The organism is Glutamicibacter sp. AOP12-B1-11 (genome assembly GCF_052379245.1).
GTDB lineage: Bacteria > Actinomycetota > Actinomycetes > Actinomycetales > Micrococcaceae > Glutamicibacter.
This window is the reverse complement of record NZ_JBQSYL010000020.1, coordinates 66,151-86,906: the sequence shown is the minus strand read 5'-3', so window position 1 is coordinate 86,906 and position 20,756 is coordinate 66,151. Positions and strand designations below refer to the sequence as shown.

Below are 20,756 nucleotides of genomic sequence, written 5' to 3'. Positions count from 1 at the left end.
CGCGATGGCTTTAATGAGTGTTTTTGCTACAGCCCGCGCACCAGCAGCACGTCCAGGGTGCGTGGTCCGTGCACGCCTTCCACCCGCTCCAGCTCGATATCGCTGGTAGCCGACGGGCCAGAGATCCAGGTCAACGGGCGGGTGATGGTCAGCCGGGGCATTGCTTCGGGAAGCAGCTGCACGATGCTGGACACCGGAACGATGCACAGGTGATGGTCCGGGACCAGTGAAATCGCGCGGCGCCCCTGGTTTGGTTCACCGTCGAGGATGATGGTTCCGGACTCGGCGATGGTGACTTGCGAGGAGGTCACCACGGCGCTGGTCTCATCCAGTTCGGCAACCGTAAGCCGTGTCCCTGGGGCATCGGCAATCTGGGCGACACCCTGCGGCAGGTCAGCCAGCCACCGCTGATCCAGCCCATGCGGGAAGACCACCGAATTAGCGTCCTTCAGTTTCGCGGCGACAAGCTCGGGAATCTGCGCGTTGTCGATGACCTCTACTCCCGCCTTGTAATCGACCAGCCGGTCCACCAGCATTTCGATGAGCTCTTCCTCGGACATCTGCGAGGAGGTGCGGTACTCGCGGGGAGTTTGCTCGGCCACCGGCGCATCTGACAGCGCCGAACGGATGCGGCCTAGGATTTCTTCTTTGGCGCTCACTTGGACTCCTTTTCGTCGCTCCACCAGTCGCGGAAGGACTTGTTTGGCGGGGCGGGGATATCGCGGCTCTGCGTCCAGCCGGCCGCGATGCCCGGAAGCTTTTTGATCTTCTTATCCTTGCCGGCCATCAGGCGGCCCAGCGGCAGAGCCTTTTCAAGCAGGCCCAGGTTCTTGCCCTTGCCCAGCGCCCAGGAACCGCCCTTCATCATCAGGTCCATTTGGGTTGGGATCTTATGCGTCTCGCGTTTGGCATCCACGTCTTCGCCGCGCAGGTGCACGAGGATCTCGGGGATATTGATCTTCACCGGGCACGCGTCGTAGCAGGCGCCGCACAGCGAGGAGGCATAGGGCAGCGAACCGTTGTCCTCTGCCTCGATGCCGGTCATCAGCGGGGACAGGATCGCGCCAATCGGGCCGGGGTAGGTCGAACCGTAGGCGTGGCCGCCCGTGCGCTCGTACACCGGGCACACATTCATGCAGGCCGAGCAGCGGATGCAGTTCAAGGCGGTGCGGCCAAAGCGGTCCGACAGGGCGCGGGTGCGACCGTTATCCAGCAGCACGATGTGCACATCTTGCGGTCCGTCGTCGGCGCTGGCACCTGTCCACAGCGAGGTGTACGGGTTCATGCGCTCGCCAGTGGAGGAGCGCGGAAGCAACTGCATGAAGACTTCGAGGTCCTCCCACTTTGGCAGGACCTTCTCGATGCCCATGACGGTAATCAGGGTTTCCGGAAGGGTCAGGCACATGCGGCCGTTGCCCTCGGATTCCACGACGCCCAGGGTGCCCGTATCTGCCAGGGCGAAGTTCGCACCGGAGATCGCGACCTTGGCGGCCAGGAACTTCTTGCGCAGATGCGAACGGGCTGCCTCGGCCAGCTTGGCCGGCTCATCGGTGAGCTCCGGGTCCACCGAAGGCATTTCCTTCAAGAAGATATCTCGCACCTCGGTGCGGTTCTTGTGGATTGCCGGAACCAGAATATGGCTTGGCTTGTCGTTGCCCAGCTGAACAATGAGTTCGGCGAGGTCGGTTTCGAAGGCCTCGATGCCTTGAGTTTCAAGGTACTCGTTCAAACCGATTTCCTGGGTGGCCATGGACTTGACCTTGACCACCTCGGTGGAGCCGGTCTCCTTGACCAGCTCGGTGACGATCTTATTGGCCTCGGTGGCATCCCGTGCCCAGTGCACGGTGCCACCACGGGCGGTGAAGTTCTTCTCGAACTGGAGCAGCAGCTCTTCGACATTTGCCATCGCGTTGTTCTTGATGGCCGAGCCGGCATCGCGCAGTTCTTCCCAGTCGGGAAGTTCACCGACAACCTTCACCCGCTTGTCGCGAATGGTGTGGGTGGCATGGCGCAGGTTCTTGCGCATCTGGGTGTTGCCCAGCTCGCGGTGCGCGGCCTGGGGGAATGGCTCCTCTTCGAAAAGGTTGCCATGTCCCGCGGCTGGCATGCCGAGGAATACCTGAGTCACAGTGTCACCGTCTCTTCCATGGTGCTGGCCAGAATATCGGCCAGGTGCAGGGTCTTTGGTTTAGCCCCGGTGCGTGAGAGGCCGCCTCCGATGTGCATCAGGCAGGAGGCATCGCCCCCGGCGCAGGCCGAAGCACCGGTGGAGCAGATGTTCTTCATCTTGTCTTCGAGCATGGCCGTGGAAACGTCGGCGTTCTTCAACGAGAAGGTGCCGCCGAATCCGCAGCACTGATCCGCCTCGGGAAGCTCCTCGACGGTAATGCCTCCCACGGTTTTCAGCAGGTCCAACTGGCGGTCGCCAAGCCCCAGCGAGCGCTTGCCGTGGCAAGAAGGGTGATAGGTGATGGTATCCGGGAAATAGCTGCCCAGCTGGTCGGCGGCATTGCTCACGCCGAGCACGTCAACCAGGAGCTGTGAAAGTTCGTAGGTGCGCTTGCCGACGGCAATCGCACGTTCCTTCAACTCGGGCTTGCCGAGCCGCTCTGCCAGGTACGGGTGCTGGTGCTTAACAGAGGCAACGCAGGAACCCGAGGGAGCTACCGCGACGTCGTAGTCGTCGGTGTCAAAGGCATTAATGTGGTTTTCGACCACGGGCAGGGCTTCAGGCATGTATCCGGAGTTGATGTGCATTTGCCCACAGCAGGCCTGGGCCTTGGGGAAAATGACTTCATGGCCCAAGCGTTCCAGGATTTTGACGGTCGACTTGGCGGTTTCGGGGTACATGGCATCCACGATGCATGTGGCAAAGAGAGCAATCCGCATAGTAAATAACTCTTTCAAAGTGTGGTCTGACCATACTATGCGTTCATCTTTGGATAAGTCAAGATTTGTTGTGATCGTACTCACCTTGTAATCTAGGTGGTCGGACCACGTATGGTCAGACCAACTTCGAGTAAGGACGCCCACACCGTGTTTACACCCTCCACAGATCCAGTTGCGGGAAGTGTAGCGATCTCTGCACTTGTTGCCTTGATCCCTCTTCTCACCTTCTTTGTTTTGCTGGCAGTAATCAAGACCAAAGCGCATATAGCCGGCCTTGGCTCGCTGGCAGTGGCCATCATCATCGCGATCTTCGGTTGGCATATGCCAGTTGGCATGGCATTGAACTCCGGGGTGATGGGCATGGTCTTCGGCGCCTTCCCGATCGTCTGGATCGTGGTGATGGCCATCTTCCTCTACCAGGTGACGGTGAAGTCCGGACGCTTCGAGGATCTGCGCCGCGTCTTTGACGTGATCGGTGGTGGCGACGTGCGTATCCAGGCCGTGCTGATCGCCTTCTGCTTCGGTGGCCTGCTCGAAGCGCTGGCAGGTTTCGGCGCACCGGTGGCAATTACCGCAACCATGCTGCTGGCTCTGGGTCTGGCTCCTTTGCGTGCGGCTTGCGCCGTCCTGATCGCCAACACCGCCCCGGTTGCCTTCGGCGCAGTGGCCATCCCGATCACCACCGCCGGTGCCCTGACCGGAATCCCGGCCACCGAGATCGGTGCGGTTGTGGGCCACCAGTCACCCCTGCTGGCGCTCTTTGTTCCGTCGATTCTGGTGCTGGTTATCGACGGCTGGCGCGGTATGCGCCAGACCCTTCCGGCGACCCTGATCATCGGCATTTCCTTCGGTGTGGCCCAGTGGCTCTGCTCGACCTACTTCTCCTACGAGCTGACCGATATCGTGGCCTCGCTCGTTGGCCTGGCCGCCGCAGTGATTCTGCTTCGCTTCTGGACTCCAAAGGGTGCCGACGAAGCGCGTGCGCGAGTGCTGACCGCGGAGGCTGCTGCCGAGCCGGTGGAGCACAACAAGAAGCTGCACGCCAACAACACCTGGATGGCCTTGTTCCCGTACCTGCTGGTGATCGTGATCTTCGGTATTGCCAAACTGTGGAAGCTGGGCGTTGACATTCCCGCGTGGCTGGCCAGCACCGATATCAAGTTCGGCTGGCCAGGACTGCATGGCAGCGTGGTCGATGCAGCGGGCGAGGCCGTATCCTCCACTATCTACAATTTCTCCTGGCTGTCCTCCCCGGGCACCCTGCTCTTGATCACCGGTGTGATCGTTGCGTTCGTCTACTCGCGCAACACCGGCAACGGCAAGTACGCCATGACCTTCGGCGAAGGCATGGCAGAAGTTGGCAAGACTATCTACAACATGCGTTATGCGGCGCTGACGATCCTCTCGGTGCTGGGCCTGGCCTATGTGATGAACCTGTCCGGTCAGACCATCACCGTGGGCACCTGGCTCGCCGGTGCCGGTGGCGCCTTCGCTTTCCTTTCCCCAATCCTGGGCTGGATCGGTACCGCCGTGACCGGTTCGGATACCTCCGCCAACGCACTGTTCGCCAAGCTGCAGCAGACCGCCGGCGTCAACGCTGGCATCGACCCAACCCTGCTGGTTGCGGCGAACACCTCCGGTGGCGTGGTCGGCAAGCTCATCTCTCCGCAGAACCTGGCAATTGCCGCCACCGCGGTGAAGATGGAAGGCCAGGAATCGGTGATTCTCAAGAAGGTTGCCGGCTGGTCCGTAGGCATGCTGCTGGTACTGTGTACCCTGGTTTACCTCCAGTCCACGCCGATTTTGTCGTGGATGCTTCCGTAATCTAGTTCAAGGCTAAAATGGTCTTCTGATGTCTATTACTCCAGCCCCGCGTGCGTATCAAGTCGTCCTTGAGTCAATCGAGGCAGACCTCCGTTCCGGAAAACTCGCCATTGGGGACCAGCTCCCCGGCGAGCGTGCGCTCGCGGAGCAGCATCAGATTTCCAGAGCATCGGTTCGCGATGCCATCCGCGTTCTGGATGTGCTGGGCTTGGTCAGAACCTCGACGGGTTCCGGCCCGAACTCTGGCGCGGTTATCATCTCGAACCCGTCCGCGGGTATTTCCCAAGCTCTGCGCATGCACTTGGCAGCGAAGGGCATCAACGTTCGCGAAATAGTTGAATCCCGAATCTTGATGGAAACCTGGGCTGCCCAGATGAATCCGCGAAATCAGGCGCATGCCCAACAGGTCATTGACCGCACCGCGGTGCTGATCATGCGCATGGATGACCCGCAGCTTTCCCGCGACGCGTTCCACCGGATCGATGCCGAATTCCACGTGTTGTTGGCCTCCATGGCGGGTAATTCGGTGGTGGAAACCATGATGGAATCCTTGCGAAACTCGATTAGCCAGTACGTCTCCGAATCAATTCCCGATGATGAGTCTTGGCAGCCGATCGTGCGGGTGCTCCGCCGACAGCACAAGGCCATTCACCACGCTTTCGCCACCAACCAGCGCGAACGTGCAGCGCAGCTGCTGGAAGAGCACATCACCTGGTTCTATTCGCAGACACGCTAAGGCACAAGGAATACCCCGGTAGCTATCCCGCAAGTGGGAAAGCTACCGGGGTATTCCTTGTCTCCAGCGCAGGCATGCACATTTTGATAAGTTCTCTGGCTTGTCGAGGCAAGAATGAATGGCACGACATAAAGCCCTGCGGAACTCGTCTATGCATCAGCTGGTCTGGGCACGAAGAATTTTGTCGGGCAAGCAAATAGACTTGAGGTACCGCTTCCCTCGGACCTGAGCCGCAACGAATGGTGGACATGGAATATACGCTGTCTTTTCCCGAGCTGAACCGTTACTTCGCTGCCCGAACGATGATGGAAGGCAGCCTCATCCATTCGTCGGGCGAGGTGAACCCGTACCGCTGGGTGCAGACCGGCGGGATGAGTCGTGTCCACGCCGACGTGGCCGACGCCGATGCGTTCATCCAGCTGGAACTGAATAATGGAAAAGTCCACTATGCTTTTAGCTGCTCGGCCAAAGAACCAGCGGGACCATGCAAGCACATCGCCGCGCTGGGTCTGTACCTAACGCGTAACCCGGATGAGGAACTGACGGTCAACGATGACTCCAGCCTCGACGCCCACGATGGGTCGAGTCCGCGGCCGATTCCGCACTGGCAGCGATCCTTGCAAGCACTCTTGCCCGTGGCGGAACCCGAGGCCGATATCGTCGAACTGGGCATGCTGGTCTCGGTGGTTCATGAACGATATCGGCATGCTGAGTCCTATGACATCAAAGTGCGTCCGGCCCAACCGGGAAGCCGCTCGCCCTGGGTGCAAAGCGGCGTCTCATGGTCGAATCTGCAAAATGACAAGCGTTTCGATGAGACGCAACGCAAGGCAATGATGGAGTTGCACGGGCTGACGCTGCGACAGGGCGAAGCCTACTATTACAATCATTGGGGCAACGATTGGGTAACCCTCAACGCTCTGCCCGGTGAAGAGCTGGCGCACTGCCTGAAGAACATCCGCGATTCGGGTGTCGCGATCGTGGCCGCAAAGACGAAGGAACCCATTAACTTCCCGCAAGCGCCTGCCACGGGTTTTGTTGATTTTACGGAAGGTCCCGCCGGGCTCACCCTGGATCCCAAGATTTCGGCTCCAGAGGGATTCCCGAAATCCATGATCGCGCTGGGCAGGCCACCGGCCGCGGCCGTGTTCTCTGATGGGGCACCGGATAAGGGCGGCTCCTTGCACCTTGCCTGCTTCGAACCGGCGATTACCAACGAGCTCATAGATCTTATCCGCAATGGTCCGTTGGAAATTCCGGCGGATCAGATAGCCGAATTCAACCAATCGTTCTTGTCCCGGGTGCGTCTCGTTGCGCCGCTGAGCAGTACCGATGGAAGCTTTGACGTACCGGAACCGGCGCGGCCAATGCTGCGGCTTGAACTGCGGCATTCGCGCAACGAATTGACCGGAGAGTTCTCCTGGCAGTATGCCGATGCGGGGGTGCGCCAGCGGAAGACCGAACGGCTGATCGCCCGCAGCATCCTCGACAAGGTCGGGTCCGCGCACCCCTTGGTGCAGATGAACACGGGAAGCTTCGCGCCACTGAGCCTGGACACTAGCGCGAGCATCGATTTTGTGCTTGATACCTTGCCATTGCTGCGTGAACACCCCGATGTGCACGTCGATGAGCAGACCGCAGTGCCTGACTATCGAGTCGCCGAGGGGCAAGCTGTGGTACGCATCGGGGCCGGCGAATCGAGCACTGATTGGTTCGACCTAGACGTCGATATCAAGCTCGCCGACCAGGACATTCCCTTTGTCGAGCTGTTCAGCGCGCTCAGCGCCGGGGATGACTACCTGGTGCTGGAAGACGCTAAGGTGGTTCCCATCGACGGCGAAGAGTTCCATATCTTGCGCCAGCTCATTGCGGAAGCCGGTGAACTGGCGCAAAGCACATCCTCGGGAGTGCGAATGCACCGGTTGAGCATTGACTGGTGGCAAGAGCTGGTAGCGCTGGGCATTATCGAAGCTCAGGAAAATGAGTGGCTCACCGCGATGGCGAAGCTGACCGGGATGGATGGTCCGGAACCGGTTCAGGTCACCGAAACCTTCACCGCCACCTTGCGCGACTATCAGCAGCAAGGGCTCAACTGGTTGGACTTTTTGCGCCGCCATCAGTTGGGTGGTGTGCTCGCGGACGATATGGGACTGGGCAAGACGGTTCAGTTGCTCGCCGCACTGGACAAAGCCCGTCACGAGGATCCGGACGCCAAATATCTGGTGGTCGCGCCTACCTCGGTGGTAGGCAACTGGGCGAGCGAGGCGGCTAAATTCACGCCGCAGCTTCGCACCACGGCGCTGGGCGAGACAAGCACCAAGCGCCGTTCGAGCGTGGCAGAGGCAATCGGCGATGCACAGCTGGTGATCACCAGCTACGCAATTTTCCGTCTGGATTTCGAGCACTTTGAAGCGATGGGCTTCTCGGTGTTGATTCTGGACGAAGCGCAAATGGTCAAGAACCACGCTTCCAAGGGATATAAGCAGGTTCGCCAGATTCAAGTGCCGTGCAAGTTCGTGGTCACCGGCACTCCGGTGGAAAACAACCTCTTGGAACTCTGGGCGCTGACTTCGCTAGCCGCCCCCGGCCTGCTCGGTGGGCTCAAGGCCTTCAAGGACAACTATTCCAAGCCCATCACTTCGGGGGATGGCTCGCGAATGCAACGGCTGAAGAGCAGGTTGCGTCCCTTTGTCCTGCGCAGGACCAAGGAGCAGGTGGCCAAGGACCTTCCGGCGAAGACCGAACAGGTCATTTACGTGGACCTGGAACCGGCGCACCGCAAAGCCTACGACCGGCGTTTCCAGCGTGTTCGCCAAGAGGTGCTGGGACTGGTGCAAGACGTGGATTCCAACCGGTTCAAGATATTGCAGTCGCTGACCTTGCTTCGCCAGCTTGCCTTGGATCCCTCGCTTGTCGATGAAGGGACCGGACCAAGCGCGAAACTTGAACTGCTGCATTCGCTGCTGGAAGATGCGGTGGCCGAAGGCCATAAGATCTTGGTTTTTAGCCAGTTCACCTCGTTCTTGTCCAAGGCGCGCGGTGTTGCCCTGCGCCTTGGCTTTGAAACCGGCTATCTGGACGGAAGCACCAGCGGGGCAAAGCGCCGAGAGCTAATCGATGATTTTGGGCTCGGCAAATTCCCGGTCTTCTTCATTTCGCTCAAGTCCGGAGGGTTCGGCATTAACCTCACCGCAGCGGACTACTGCATTTTGCTGGATCCGTGGTGGAATCCCGCGGCCGAAGCCCAGGCTATCGACAGGGCGCACCGCATCGGTCAGGATAAGCCGGTGTATGTGTACCGGTTGGTTGCGAAGGACACCATCGAAGACAAGGTCCTGGCTTTGCAGGCAAGGAAGACTCAGCTCTTCAACGATGTGCTGGGGGATTCGGATCAAATGGCGGCGGCTGCATCCCTGAATACCGAGGATTTCCTGGCGCTTCTCGAATAACCGGGATTATTGGGGATCTTCGATTTCCTCATTCATACGGTGCAGCAGGTCGGCGAAACGACGCACATCCGTCTCGTCCCATTCGGACAAGCGGCGGTGTAGCCGCTCGCGCAGGGTATTCCCGCTGACCTTCCAAGCCTCGCGCGCTTTTCCGGTGACCGAAACCAGCTGGGCTCGGCCATCGTTTGGATCCGAAGTACGCGTAATGAGCCCCATGGTCTCAAGCTGCTTGACCATCCGAGAAATGGTGGCCTTGTCCAGTTCGAGGTGTTCGGCGAGGACACCTTGCTGCTGTGCATCGTGGTGAATCAAGAAGGACAGAATCCGGTAGCCCGGTGCCTGCAGCTCCGGATGGATCGCTTTGGCGCGTTCGCGGATTGTTTGGCGGGCGCGAAGCAGAGTGGTGGTGAACTCTTTTTCCACCTCGGAAAGCAGCTTTTCATCGTGCATGGTTACCATTCTAGGTATCTCCGGCCCAGTCATCGACTTTTAGCTCGCAAATAAGACCATGGCGCGGTTGCATGCACCGGGCGCAGGATGCATTTAGCGGTGGGGTGGTGCCATGGATAACAACGTAAATTACTTGAAGCTTCAATAAACTTGAGTGTATCCTTGTCTCATGACGCAGCCAGCAGAACTCCCTCCAGTCCTCTTCCTTAGCCATGGTGCACCGCCATTGGCCGATGACGCCCGATGGACCAGTGAACTAGCTGACTGGTCAGGTGCCATCGATAAACCCAAGGACATTCTGATGATCTCCGCGCACTGGGAAAATGCGCCGGTGACGCTGAGTGCCACGCAGCAGAAAAACGAACTTGTCTATGACTTCTGGGGCTTTCCGCAGAAGTACTATGACGTACGCTATGACGTGCCTATGGCTCCAGAGCTAGCAGCTGAGGTTGAGCGGCTGACCGCAACGCATGGTCACCACGTGGAGCGCGATGAGACTCGCGGGCTCGATCATGGCGCCTATGTGCCGTTGAAGGAAATGTTTCCGGACGCCGACGTTCCGGTGGTGCAAATGTCGATGCCGACCCTGGATCCGGCTGGCCTGTTCGAACTCGGCAAATCGCTGGCCCCGTTGCGCGAACGCGGAACGCTGATCGTCGGGTCGGGTTTCACCACCCACAATCTGCGTTGGTTCAATCCTGCCGCGGGGGCCGATTCCGCTCCGCCGGCGGCTTCGAGCGAATTTGACCACTGGGCCGAAGAGGCGATGGCGCGCGGCGATGTGGACTCCATTCTTGATTTCATGCACAAGGCTCCGGCGGCCCGCGAGGCCCATCCGCGCTCCGAGCACTGGGCGCCACTGTACGTATCCCTTGGTGCCGCCTACGCCTCTGGCGGTATCGACGCGAAGACTGCCATCGAAGGCTTCTGGTACGGACTGTCCAAGCGCTCCTGGACTCTGACCTAAAGTTCCGCAAGATCCCAAGAAACACAATAACGATCTCGCGGCCCGCCTGGGGCCGCGAGATCGTTATTGGTTCCAGAGCAGAGCGGTGCCACCAGGGGATTGTGCGCCACTTTCGCGAGGGTAGGCCCATTCGGCTGGAAGCATCGAGGCCAATTGCCGTTGAACATTAAGGGGCGGAGCTCGGGGCCCGCAGATTATCTGCTGACGTCAGGACTCCATTAATCCTGCTTCGCGAAGTTCTCTCGGGAGCTATGGCAAGATCCATTGCGTGACTACCCTCACAATTTATGTGAGAATAGGTTATGCTCTTATGGTCAGACCATAGTGGTCTGACCATAAGGTGATTGGTTTCTCGCACAAAGTGAAGCTGCCTGGACGCAGATTGGAAGTCTGCGGAAGTATGGTCAGAGAGGATCAGAAATATGGACAACTTAGCTGTGCTCGCGTTGCTCGCGCTGGCGCCGATATTAGTGGTTGGAGTGTTGCTCGCAGGCTTCCGCTGGCCCGCGAAATTCGCGATGCCGGTCGGATATGTCGTTGCGGTGCTGGTGGCACTATTCGTCTGGAAAATGGACTTCAGCGGTGTGCTTGCAGCCTCGATTGAAGGGCTCATCGTCGCGGCAACCATGCTGTACATCGTGTTCGGCGCTTTGCTGTTGCTCGCGACGCTTACCGTTGGTGGCGCAATGTCCACCATCAGGGCCGGGTTCAACAACATTTCTCCCGACCGCCGCGTCCAAGCGGTGATCATCGGCTGGCTGTTTGGCAGCTTCATCGAAGGGGCCTCGGGCTTCGGTACTCCTGCCGCCGTTGTCGCGCCGTTGCTGCTGGCCTTGGGCTTCCCGGCTATGGCCGCGGTGATGGTGGGCTTGATCATCCAGAGCACGCCGGTGAGTTTCGGCGCGGTGGGCACCCCGATCCTGATTGGCGTCCAGCAGGGGCTCGGTGGCGATCCTGCAGTGGCAGAACGTATCAGCGTGCTGGGCGTGACCATGCCGGAATTCGTGGGTTCAATCGGACTGCAAGTCGCAATAATCCACGCCATCGTAGGCTTGCTCATTCCGTTAATTATGGTCTGCATGCTCACCGGATTCTTCGGTCCGGAGCGCCGCTTCCGTGATGGTCTGGCCGTATGGCCCTTCGCCATCTACGCATCCCTGGCCATGACGGTTCCTTCTGTACTTACCGCCCGCTTCCTCGGTCCTGAATTCCCCTCGCTATTCGGTGGGCTGATCGGCCTGGCACTGGTCATGTTTACCTCCAGCCGTGGATTCCTGATGCCCAAGGAAGTCTTCGACTTCGGGCCCAAAGAGACTTGGTCCGAGCGTTGGATGGGCTCCCTCGAATCGGCCAAGGCCGTTGACCTTACCGGGCGCATGGGTGTGCTCCGTGCCTGGGCGCCCTATATTCTGATGGGCACTCTTTTGGTCGCGACACGAGTGATCCCGGACCTTAAAGCATTCCTGACGGGACTGGCGATTCCAGTAGCGGACATTCTCGGCACCGGAATCAGCACCAGTATCCAACCGTTCTACCTTCCCGGCTTCGTGCTTATCCTCGCTTCCGTCTTTGCGTTCGTCTTGCATAAGATGAACGGCGCCCAAATTGCACGAGCTTTCAAGGTGTCGGCCGGTCAGCTCTTTGGCACCGCCGTTGCATTGCTCTTCGCCGTTCCGCTGGTGCGCATCCTGATCCAATCGGGACCGGAACTGAACAATTCGGGACTCTCCAGCATTCCGGTGACGTTGGCCGAGGGCGCCGCGGCGATTTCCGGGGGCTTCTGGCCGCTCATCGCGCCGTGGATCGGCGCGTTGGGAGCGTTCGTGGCAGGCTCCAATACGATTTCGAACCTGACCTTCTCGCAGTTCCAATTTTCCACCGGGGCGCAGATCGGCGTTCCTCCGGAATCCATTGTGGCGGCACAGGCCGTCGGTGGAGCTGGTGGAAATCCGATTTCCATCCATAACATCGTGGCCGCCTCGGCGACTGTTGGATTGCTAGGACGCGAAGGTGATTTGCTGCGCAAGACGATCCTCGTCACGATCTACTACTGCTTGGCCGGCGGCACACTTTCCTTCCTGTTCATTCACGGGCTGGGGCTGAATGCCGGCACAATCATGCTGGCGGTGCTGCTGATAGCCATCGCGCTGATCGTGCGGTGGATGCTCAAGCAAAGGCCATATGTCGCAGGCAAGCATTCCGGGATCCACTCCCCGAAGCTCTCGGACTAGAAAAAGAGGAGCCCAGGCAAGCCGGCATTCATGCGGGCTTGCCTGGGCTCGCTCGTGTGCTCTGGGTGTTGCGAATCGACCGCGTACGGCGAGGCAGGAGGCTGCTCGCAACGTCCCGGACTCCAAAACGATTCGCGCAAGGAAGATGCTTTTGAAATTACGTAGCGGCAGATTATAGATCTGAAAACCCCGCCTACGCCGCGAGCAGTCTCGGGTTCCAGCGGTGGTCGCCACTATTGGGGGATTAGCCTCAGCATTGGCCCGAAGAGCGACTGCCGCGACCTCATCAGGCACGCGAGCCAGGAATTAATTTAATTTGCGCAACGAGGAACGTAATGCCGCCTGAGCTGGGCGGTCCGCTGCGTGCCCGTAAGCAGCACAGAAACGGTCACCGGTGACGGAGTCCAAGCGAACCGTGGTTGCGGACGAACCGATGCCAACTGCATAGCAGGCGATCATCATCGGGTCGAGAACGACATAGCGTAGTCCTTTGAACGCGAGGGAGACATCGCGTGGGACGCCGTCTGCTTGCAGAGCGAACGCACCGGTCGGTTCAAGGGCAGCGGAATGCCAAAAGCCGTCGTTAGTTTTCCGGCCAGCGGCGAAGTGGCTCCGCGCTGGTCAGCAGGAAAGTGCTGGCTAGGGGTAAGGCGTTGAGCTTCGTAGCTTGGAGTGATGCTTTCGATGAAGATCGCTAAAAAGAAGTCGTCACCGGCCCTCCTGTCCGTTGCCTACGTCGGTTCGGCGGGATTTCGACTTTGTTGCTCAGCGGAAGCTCGCCGGCAAATGCGTTGATGTTGCTGGTGATTTCCCGAACGCGCTTTTCGAAGGTTTCCACAGCGTGCCCCGAGTAGTGCGGGGTAGCGATGACGTTCGGCAAGGCGGCGAACCTTCGAACCTCCGCGGGTGCTTGGGAACCATAGGGAGCACCCCACCACACGTCTAAGGCTGCGCCTCCGATTGTTCCGTCGGCCAGTGCCGCGTAGAGCGCCGAAGCATTAACGATCTCCCCGCGCGAAACGTTGACCAGCAAGGCATCATCACGCATGTGCGTTAGTTCTTTTTCGCCGATGAGGCCGCGGGTTTCATCGGTTAGCGGTAATCCGAGGACCACTACGTCGCTGTCACGTAGAAGCTCGGGCAAGGCGCCTAGACCTTTCACCCACCTCAGCTGTGGATTTGGATGCCTATCGCCAAGTGGTGTTCTTCGCACGGCTATCGCGCTGGCACCTAAGGCGGTGGTGAATTCCAAGGTTTGCTCACCGATGCCACCCAGTCCAATGAAACCGATGGTCAAATCCCTGAAAGTACGGTGCAGCGGAACAGCCTGAGCGGTGGAAACCGACCTCCAGCTTCCTTGACGCAGCTCTTCGGCCGCGGAGAAGAGCCGCCGCTGGTGGGCCAGAATCACCATCAATACGTGTTCGGCAATGGAACGCTCATGGTGCGCGGTGCGCGCAACCAGCGTTGAACTAGGCAAGCTGGCCAACGCGACTCGATCCGTGCCCGCACCGGTGACATGAACCAGCCGCGCCGGGCATTGCGCAGCGTCTTCCGAGTTCAACTTAGAGCAGACCAGCACATCGGACATGGAAACATGTTTGGATTGCTCGGCAGGGGACAGGTGGGCGACGAATTCCCAATCGTGCTCGGGGCCAAGCTCCTTGAACAAAGGTGCAAGGCGGGACACGATAGGATCTGTGACCACTACGCGCAGCGGCGTTACCAACGAGGGCTCTTAAGCTCGTACGTGGGATCGATGCCTTGCATGTACGAAGTATCATCGCGCTTGGTCATTCCGCAGTCCAGATACTGCTGATGCATGCGTTCTAGGGCTACCTCGTCCAGTTCTACGCCCAGACCTGGAGATGTCGGAACCTTGACTGCCCCGTCTGATATTTCCAATACGCCTGGAACTATCACGTCATCTTCAGTCCGTTTCCAAGGCCAATGAGTGTCGCAAGCATAGTCAATGTTTTTGGTAGCGGCGGCGAGCTGGATCATCGCCGCGAAGCTAATGCCCAAGTGGGAATTCGAGTGCATTGATAGGCGAAGATCAAAGGTTTCGGCAATCCCGGCCAGAAGCCGGGAACGGTTCAGCCCTCCCCAGAAATGATGGTCGGAAAGCACAACGTCAACCGCTCCGGCTTCGATAGCGGGAGGCAGGTCATTGAACGACACCACGCACATGTTCGTGGCGACGGGCAGATCGATGGCTGCCCGCACCTGTGCGTTATCGGCAATCGAGAGGCAAGGGTCCTCAAGGTATTCAAGAACGGGCGCTAACCGTTGTCCTATGCGAATTGCAGTTTCCACGGTCCACACGCCATTTGGATCGATGCGCAAGGCAATGTCCGGGAACCTTTGGCGTAGGGCAAGGATCGCCTCGGCTTCCTGATCGGGCGGGAACACCCCGCCCTTTAGCTTGAGTGCTTTGAATCCGCAATCGCGAACCATCCTGCGAGCCTGGGCGACTATTCCGGCAGGGTCGAGTGCTTCGCCCCACGAATCATCGTCCAATCCGGGGTGCGCCGCCCACTTGTAAAACAGGTATCCGCTGAACTCGACCTCATCCCGTACTGCACCACCGAGCAGGGTGCTGACCGGCACCCCGAGGATCTTGCCCTGAATATCCAGACAGGCAACGTCGAAAGCAGAGAGTACACGGTCATCGAGCGACGTGGTGGTGACCATGCCTCCGGTCCCATGACCACCAACGCCGTTATCGTCCAACAAGGATTGCGAGACCAAAGACGAAATTCTATTGGTATTAAAAGCGTCTGCGCCGATCAGGCTGGCTGCGGCTCGCCGCAGCCTGCTCACATGGACTGCATCCCCATACGTTTCGCCCAGACCATAATGCCCGCCTTCCGTACGAACCACCACGATGGCACGAAGGGCGAATGGTTCGTGGACTCCTACTGAATTCAAGAGCGGTGGGTCTGCGAATGCCACCGGGGTGACTTGAATGTCGGAAATGCGCACCGGCGGTCTTGAGGTGTGAGGGGTCAGCGATGCGAGGCTGCCGAGGGAAGGTATGTGCGACATATTGGTGCTCCGGTTTTCGTTGGCGTTTAGACTCACACTAAGAGCACGGATCGATACCTGTCCAAGCTAAATTATGCAATCAACGATTCAAGAGGTGCATTGATGTTCACGCTGATTCAGCTTGAGTCCTTTGTCGCTGTCGCCGAAGAACTTCACTTCGGCGCCGCAGCTGAACGTTTGAATATGACGCAACCGCCATTGAGCCGGCAGATCCAATTGCTTGAACGCGAGCTCCAGGCAAAACTATTCATTCGCAGCTCGCGCAACGTTGCGCTCACGGCCGCCGGTGAGGTGCTGTTGCCTAATGCGCGACGCCTTTTGGATATGAGCCGAAAGACCAGCCTCGAAGTGTCCCGTGTGTCCTCGGGGGAATCGGGGACGGTGGTTGTCGGGTATACCTCCGTGGCCGGGCAATCGGTGCTCCCAGAATTCCTGGCCAGAGCCGCCCAACAATTACCGGACGTGACCATGGTGCTGCGCGAGGCTGTCTCCGTCGACCAGCTTGACGCGTTGAGCAAGGGGACCATCGATATTGGGTTGCTGCGACCGGTAGTGAACCGTGCCGGAGTGGAAACTTGCCTGATCAAAAAGGACCGGCTGGTTGTCGCGCTTCCGGAAGGACACTATCTGGTCACCGGGAAGGGAGTGCTCATCAAGGAACTCGTGGGGCTGCCGCTGATGATGTATTCAACCAATGAGGCGCGCTACTTCTACGACTTGGTGCTCCGATTGTTTGACTCGGTCAATGCCAAGCCAAGGATTAGCCAGATCGCTAGCCAGATCCCAGCGCTAATGGCTCTTGTGGGAGTCGGATTGGGTGTGTCGCTCGTACCGGCAAGCGCCATGGACTTTGCACCGACCGGAGTGGTGTTTGAAGAACTGGTTGGCCCCGACGGATTGCAGGGGCTGAACCATTCGGACATTTTCTTGGCGTGGGAAGAATCGTCGGCCAACCCGGCAGCCAAACGGCTCAGGGAAGTATTTCTTGAATCTTTGGAAAGTGTTGAAGGTGCGGTCATCCCCTCCCATGGAGCCATCGCCAGGTAGCTGCGGCTGCGCAAACTAGCGGCGCTGGACCGCTGGAACGAGCAAGGCTTGGCCGCCGCTTCCATTCCCTGTTCAGTTCCTGCCTAACCCAACAAGAATGTTGCCAGCAGGACCACAGGGATGGTGAGCAAGGTACTGGTCAGCACCACTTCTCGCGGTACGGCAACGGGCAGCTTGAACTGCTGGGAGAATAGCAGGACGTTTTGCGCGGTGGGCAACGCCGCCATGATCACCACGCCGAGAAGCTCAATTCCTGCTAAGCCGAAGACGAATCGGGCCACGAGCCAGGCGAACACCGGCATGAAAAGCACCTTGAAGGCGGTCGCCAGATAGATTTCGCCTCGCAGGTCCCTATCGGACAGCGGGCGCTGGCCGTACAACGCCATGCCGAAGGCCATGAGCAAGAGGGGAATCGACGCATCGCCGAGCATTTGCACTGGAGCGTGAATGACTTCGGGCAGCCGCAAGCCAAAGAACGAGAAGACCGCGCCGAGCAAGGTTGCAATGGTGACCGGATTGGCGATGGACTTGAGGATCGTCTTCGCAAGCGGCATATTGCCTGTGTCCCCGCGCGGAGCGCGGGAGACCACCGCAAACATGCACAGGTAGACCGGTGCAATGATCAGCAGCTGCGCAATGAGCACCGAGACCACAGGGTTGGTGCTCCCCACCGCGTAGAGGGCCAGCGGCACCCCGATATTTCCGGCGTTGACGTAACTTGTGGACATGGCCGCGGCGGGCAGCCGCTGGGCCGGAGTCTTGAAAACCAGCTTCGCTACCAAGGCATACAGCGCCCCGGTTAACACGGCGGTGATCAATGCTATCGGGGTGAATACTCCGATAACCGCATGCAGGTCCGTGCTTGCCAGCAGGGTGAACATCAGCGCGGGGTTGGTGATGTAGAAGATGAGTGGGGTCAGCCCCTGAGCAATTGCCACCCGTTTTCGCGGCAATGCTATCGAGGTCAGCAGGCCAATGCCAATGAGTATCAGGACAACGGCAAATCCTTGCAAAACTCCTTGCATGTTGCCTTCCTCGCCCAAAAATTGGTGCTGCCAAGTCTGCGGTTATTCGCAGCTATGGACGGTGAGGATAACGCTGAAAGCTATCCTCACCGTCCACGGCGCATTATTCAGATTCTACTGCTGCCCGCTAGCGAACCAGACAAGGCCTCTTCGAATCGAAGGTCCAGTCGGGGATCAGATATTGCATGGTCACCGCATCGTCACGTGAACCCAGCCCCTGTTCGAGGTACAGCTCGTGAGCTTCCTGCACGCGGTCCATGTTGAGCGTGACGCCCAAACCGGAGCGCTGCGGAACCTTGATTTCCCCATCTCGAATCAGCAGCGGATCCTCGGTGAGTCCCTGGCCGTCCTGCCAAATCCAGTGCGTATCCAGGGCAGTGATCTCGCCCGGTGCGGCCGCACCTACCTGGGTGAACATGGCCAACGAGACATCGAAGTGGTTATTGGAATGCGACCCCCAAGTCAATCCGAATTCGTCGCAGAGCTGGGCAACACGCACCGAACCGGACATCGTCCAGAAATGCGGGTCGGCCAGCGGAATATCCACCGCGTTGGTGCGCACCGCGTGAGACATTTCCCGCCAGTCGGTCGCGATCATGTTCGTGGCGGTCTGCAGCCCGGTGGCCCGGCGGAACTCGCTCATCACCTCGCGGCCCGAGAAGCGTCCCTCCGGACCACAGGGATCCTCGGCGTAGGCCACCACCCCGGCCATGCGCTTGCCCAACCGGATCGCGTCCTCCAACAACCATCCGCCATTGGGATCAAGGGTGATTCGAGCCTCGGGGAAACGGTCCTTCAGTGCGATGACGGCGTCCACCTCGGCGTCGCCGTCCTGGACTCCGCCCTTCAGCTTGAAGTCCTTGAAGCCGTAGCGCTGCTGGGCCGCCTCGGCCAAGCGGACAATGCCTTCGGGAGTCATGGCCTCTTCGCGGCGCACGCGCGCCCAGTCATCCGCACCCTGCGATTCGCGCAGGTACGGAAGGTCGGTCCGATCCGGGTTGCCCACGTAGAACAGGTAGCCGAGCATTGGCACCGCGTCGCGCTGCTGCCCATCGCCGAGCAACTCGGCCACCGGCACGCCGAGGAACTGGCCATGGAGATCCAGCAAGGCGGATTCGATGGCTGTCACCGCGTGCACCGTGGTGCGGAGATCGAAGGTCTGCGTCCCGCGTCCGCCGGAATCCCGGTCCGCGAAGCGGGACGCGACCCGGCGCAGCAGCGTTCGGTATGTCGCGACGGGAGCGCCGGTGAGCAGCGTACCGGCCTCTTCGATGGTCGAACGGATCGCTTCGCCCCCGGGCACCTCACCCAGACCGGTGCGACCCTCGGAATCGGTGACGATGGCGATATTTCGGGTAAAGAAGGGGCCATGGGCACCGGAGAGATTCAACAGCATCGAATCGTGTCCGGCGACGGGAATGACCTGAATCGAGGCGATAGTTGGCTGGCTGCTCATCGACTACTCTCCGGTGGTGGTCAGTGCGCCATCAATGCGTCGGGTCAGATTCCAAGGGTTGTCCTTGGCGATCGGCCGTGGCAGCAGCGCGTTGGGGAAGTTCTGGTAGGCAACGGGGCGCAAGAAACGTTCGATAGCCAGCGTGCCTACCGAGGTGGTCTGCGGATCCGAGGTGGCCGGGAACGGTCCGCCGTGCACCATGGCGTGGCCCACCTCAACGCCCGTTGGCCAGCCGTTGACCAGGATACGGCCAACCTTGGTTTCCAAGGTCGGGAGTACCGCGGCAGCGGTTTCGTGGTCCGCATCGGTGAGCTGCAAGGTCGCGGTGAGCTGGCCTTCCAACTTTGACAGCGCGGTGACCAGTTCGGCAGCAGAATCGTAGCGAATCACTAGCGAAGCGGCACCAAAGATTTCATCCTGAAGCACCGGATTTTCCAGCAGCTGTTCTACCGAGGAGGAGAAGATGGCAGGTGCCGGTGCATTCTGACCGGCTCCTTCGGTACCGCGACCCAACAGCTCGACGCCCGGCTGGCCGCCTAAGGCCTCGACACCCTGCATCCAGGAGTTGTAGATTCCTTCGGTCAGCATTGTCTGCCCCGCGGTATTCGGAGCCTGGCCGCTGATGGCTTGCGCAAATGCGTCACCGCCAGTGCCGGTAGGCACGAAGACCAATCCCGGTGCGGTGCACAGCTGACCCGAGGAACCGGTGACAGAACCCAGGTAGGCATTTGCCTGCGCGGCTGGATCTTCGGACAGCGCACCGTCAAAGAAGATCACTGGGTTGATGGAGCTCATCTCGGCGTAGACCGGAATCGGCTCTGGACGTGCGGCCGCGGTAGCCATTAGTGCCGTGCCGCCCGAACGCGAACCGGTAAATCCAACTGCCTTGATCACTGGATCCGCTACGAGGGCCTGGCCGATGGTCGCGCCCGGACCATAAACCAGCGAGAAGACGCCCGGGTGCAGGCCAAAGTCCGCAACAGCTTTGCTGATTGCCTGACCGACAATCTCGCTGGTCCCCGGGTGGGCGTTGTGTGCCTTGAAAACAACCGGGCAACCAGCGGCCAGCGCCGATGCGGTGTCTCCGCCCGCGGTGGAGAATGCCAGCGGGAAGTTGGAGGCGCCGAAGACCGCAACCGGTCCTACAGCGATCTTGCGCTGGCGAATGTCAACGCGCGGGAGCGGGGCGCGTTCCGGAAGCGCCGGATCTACGCGGACCCCGTGTTGGTCGCCTTGGCGGACAACCTTTGCGAACAGCCGCAGCTGCCCGGTGGTGCGACCGCGCTCGCCGGTCAGGCGCGCCTCGGGAAGCCCGGTTTCCGCCATGGCCCGTGCTACCAGCTCGGCACCCACGGCTTCGATGTTCTCGGCGATCGCATCCAGGAAATCCGCGTGCTTCGCGGGTTCCAGTGATCGGAAGGTATCGAAAGCCTCGGCCGCCGCCGCGGTGGCGATCTTCAGCTGGTCCAGATCGATCAGCGAGTATGCCGGCTCCAGCGGTTCATTGGTGGCAGGGTTGTAGCCGTGTACTGCGCGGCCGTTTCCGGCGGTAGTTATACCCGCAAGGATTGATTGCCCGGTCAAGTTCTGAGTATTGATAGTCATTATTACTCCTGATTCGACGTATTTGTTTG

Annotated in this window: 15 protein-coding genes; 6 read left to right on the top strand and 9 right to left on the bottom strand. The window is 59.7% G+C overall.

The genetic code is table 11. From position 1 onward, the window contains the following. Window positions 1–26: 26 nt before the first annotated feature. The 3 genes from ACT3UQ_RS13025 to ACT3UQ_RS13015 are packed head-to-tail and all read right to left on the bottom strand — an operon-like array spanning window position 27 to window position 2,889. Window positions 27–659, bottom strand: a complete 633-nt coding sequence (locus tag ACT3UQ_RS13025) for a LutC/YkgG family protein (protein WP_444637261.1) — start codon at window positions 657–659, stop codon at window positions 27–29. Next, the gene (locus tag ACT3UQ_RS13020; protein WP_105552990.1) at window positions 656–2,107 is read right to left on the bottom strand and encodes a LutB/LldF family L-lactate oxidation iron-sulfur protein; all 1,452 of its coding nucleotides are present in this window, start codon (window positions 2,105–2,107) and stop codon (window positions 656–658) included. The genes ACT3UQ_RS13025 and ACT3UQ_RS13020 overlap by 4 nt, the downstream gene beginning before the upstream one ends. Window positions 2,108–2,124: 17 nt before the next feature. Beyond that, window positions 2,125–2,889: a (Fe-S)-binding protein gene (locus tag ACT3UQ_RS13015; protein ID WP_105552864.1), complete on the bottom strand. Its 765-nt coding sequence runs from the start codon at window positions 2,887–2,889 to the stop codon at window positions 2,125–2,127. A 111-nt stretch (window positions 2,890–3,000) separates the two neighbouring features. Between ACT3UQ_RS13015 and ACT3UQ_RS13010 the strand changes: the two genes are divergently transcribed. The 3 genes from ACT3UQ_RS13010 to ACT3UQ_RS13000 all read left to right on the top strand — a co-directional run bounded on the left by ACT3UQ_RS13010 (window position 3,001) and on the right by ACT3UQ_RS13000 (window position 8,898). Continuing rightward, a complete protein-coding gene (locus ACT3UQ_RS13010) occupies window positions 3,001–4,713 on the top strand; it encodes an L-lactate permease (RefSeq protein ID WP_444637259.1) in 1,713 nt (570 codons plus the stop codon). A gap of 28 nt (window positions 4,714–4,741) precedes the next feature. Then, on the top strand, window positions 4,742–5,449 hold the full coding sequence (locus ACT3UQ_RS13005; protein ID WP_105650273.1) for a FadR/GntR family transcriptional regulator: 708 nt from the start codon (window positions 4,742–4,744) through the stop codon (window positions 5,447–5,449). 248 nt (window positions 5,450–5,697) lie between these two features. After that, complete coding sequence (locus ACT3UQ_RS13000; protein ID WP_444637256.1) at window positions 5,698–8,898, top strand: DEAD/DEAH box helicase; 3,201 nt, start codon at window positions 5,698–5,700, stop codon at window positions 8,896–8,898. 6 nt (window positions 8,899–8,904) lie between these two features. On the opposite strand, the gene ACT3UQ_RS12995 is transcribed toward ACT3UQ_RS13000, so the two are convergent. After that, a complete protein-coding gene (locus ACT3UQ_RS12995; protein WP_181148396.1) occupies window positions 8,905–9,348 on the bottom strand; it encodes a MarR family winged helix-turn-helix transcriptional regulator in 444 nt (147 codons plus the stop codon). Between the two features lie 169 nt (window positions 9,349–9,517). Between ACT3UQ_RS12995 and ACT3UQ_RS12990 the strand changes: the two genes are divergently transcribed. Both ACT3UQ_RS12990 and ACT3UQ_RS12985 read left to right on the top strand, forming a co-directional pair. Then, window positions 9,518–10,315 carry a dioxygenase family protein gene (locus tag ACT3UQ_RS12990; RefSeq protein WP_105569608.1) on the top strand — a complete coding sequence of 266 codons (798 nt, stop codon included), beginning with the start codon at window positions 9,518–9,520 and terminating at the stop codon, window positions 10,313–10,315. A gap of 422 nt (window positions 10,316–10,737) precedes the next feature. Further along, entirely contained in the window at window positions 10,738–12,546 is a 1,809-nt protein-coding gene (locus ACT3UQ_RS12985; RefSeq protein WP_105552870.1) for an L-lactate permease, read from the top strand. A 694-nt stretch (window positions 12,547–13,240) separates the two neighbouring features. Here ACT3UQ_RS12985 and ACT3UQ_RS12980 read toward each other — a convergent pair. Then, a complete protein-coding gene (locus ACT3UQ_RS12980; RefSeq protein ID WP_146112432.1) occupies window positions 13,241–14,236 on the bottom strand; it encodes an NAD(P)-dependent oxidoreductase in 996 nt (331 codons plus the stop codon). 32 nt (window positions 14,237–14,268) lie between these two features. Further along, window positions 14,269–15,594, bottom strand: coding sequence for an enolase C-terminal domain-like protein (locus ACT3UQ_RS12975; RefSeq protein ID WP_105552872.1), 1,326 nt, complete (start codon window positions 15,592–15,594; stop codon window positions 14,269–14,271). A gap of 102 nt (window positions 15,595–15,696) precedes the next feature. Between ACT3UQ_RS12975 and ACT3UQ_RS12970 the strand changes: the two genes are divergently transcribed. Beyond that, window positions 15,697–16,641 (top strand): LysR family transcriptional regulator, encoded by a 945-nt coding sequence (locus ACT3UQ_RS12970; protein ID WP_105569612.1) that lies wholly within the window; start codon window positions 15,697–15,699, stop codon window positions 16,639–16,641. A gap of 83 nt (window positions 16,642–16,724) precedes the next feature. Here ACT3UQ_RS12970 and ACT3UQ_RS12965 read toward each other — a convergent pair whose 3' ends face one another. From ACT3UQ_RS12965 to ACT3UQ_RS12955, 3 genes are all read right to left on the bottom strand, one after another. Further along, window positions 16,725–17,666 carry an AEC family transporter gene (locus ACT3UQ_RS12965; RefSeq protein ID WP_105552874.1) on the bottom strand — a complete coding sequence of 314 codons (942 nt, stop codon included), beginning with the start codon at window positions 17,664–17,666 and terminating at the stop codon, window positions 16,725–16,727. A gap of 127 nt (window positions 17,667–17,793) precedes the next feature. Further along, entirely contained in the window at window positions 17,794–19,122 is a 1,329-nt protein-coding gene (locus ACT3UQ_RS12960; RefSeq protein WP_105552875.1) for an enolase C-terminal domain-like protein, read from the bottom strand. Window positions 19,123–19,125: 3 nt separating this feature from the next. After that, window positions 19,126–20,727: an aldehyde dehydrogenase (NADP(+)) gene (locus ACT3UQ_RS12955; RefSeq protein WP_444637251.1), complete on the bottom strand. Its 1,602-nt coding sequence runs from the start codon at window positions 20,725–20,727 to the stop codon at window positions 19,126–19,128. Window positions 20,728–20,756 lie beyond the last annotated feature (29 nt).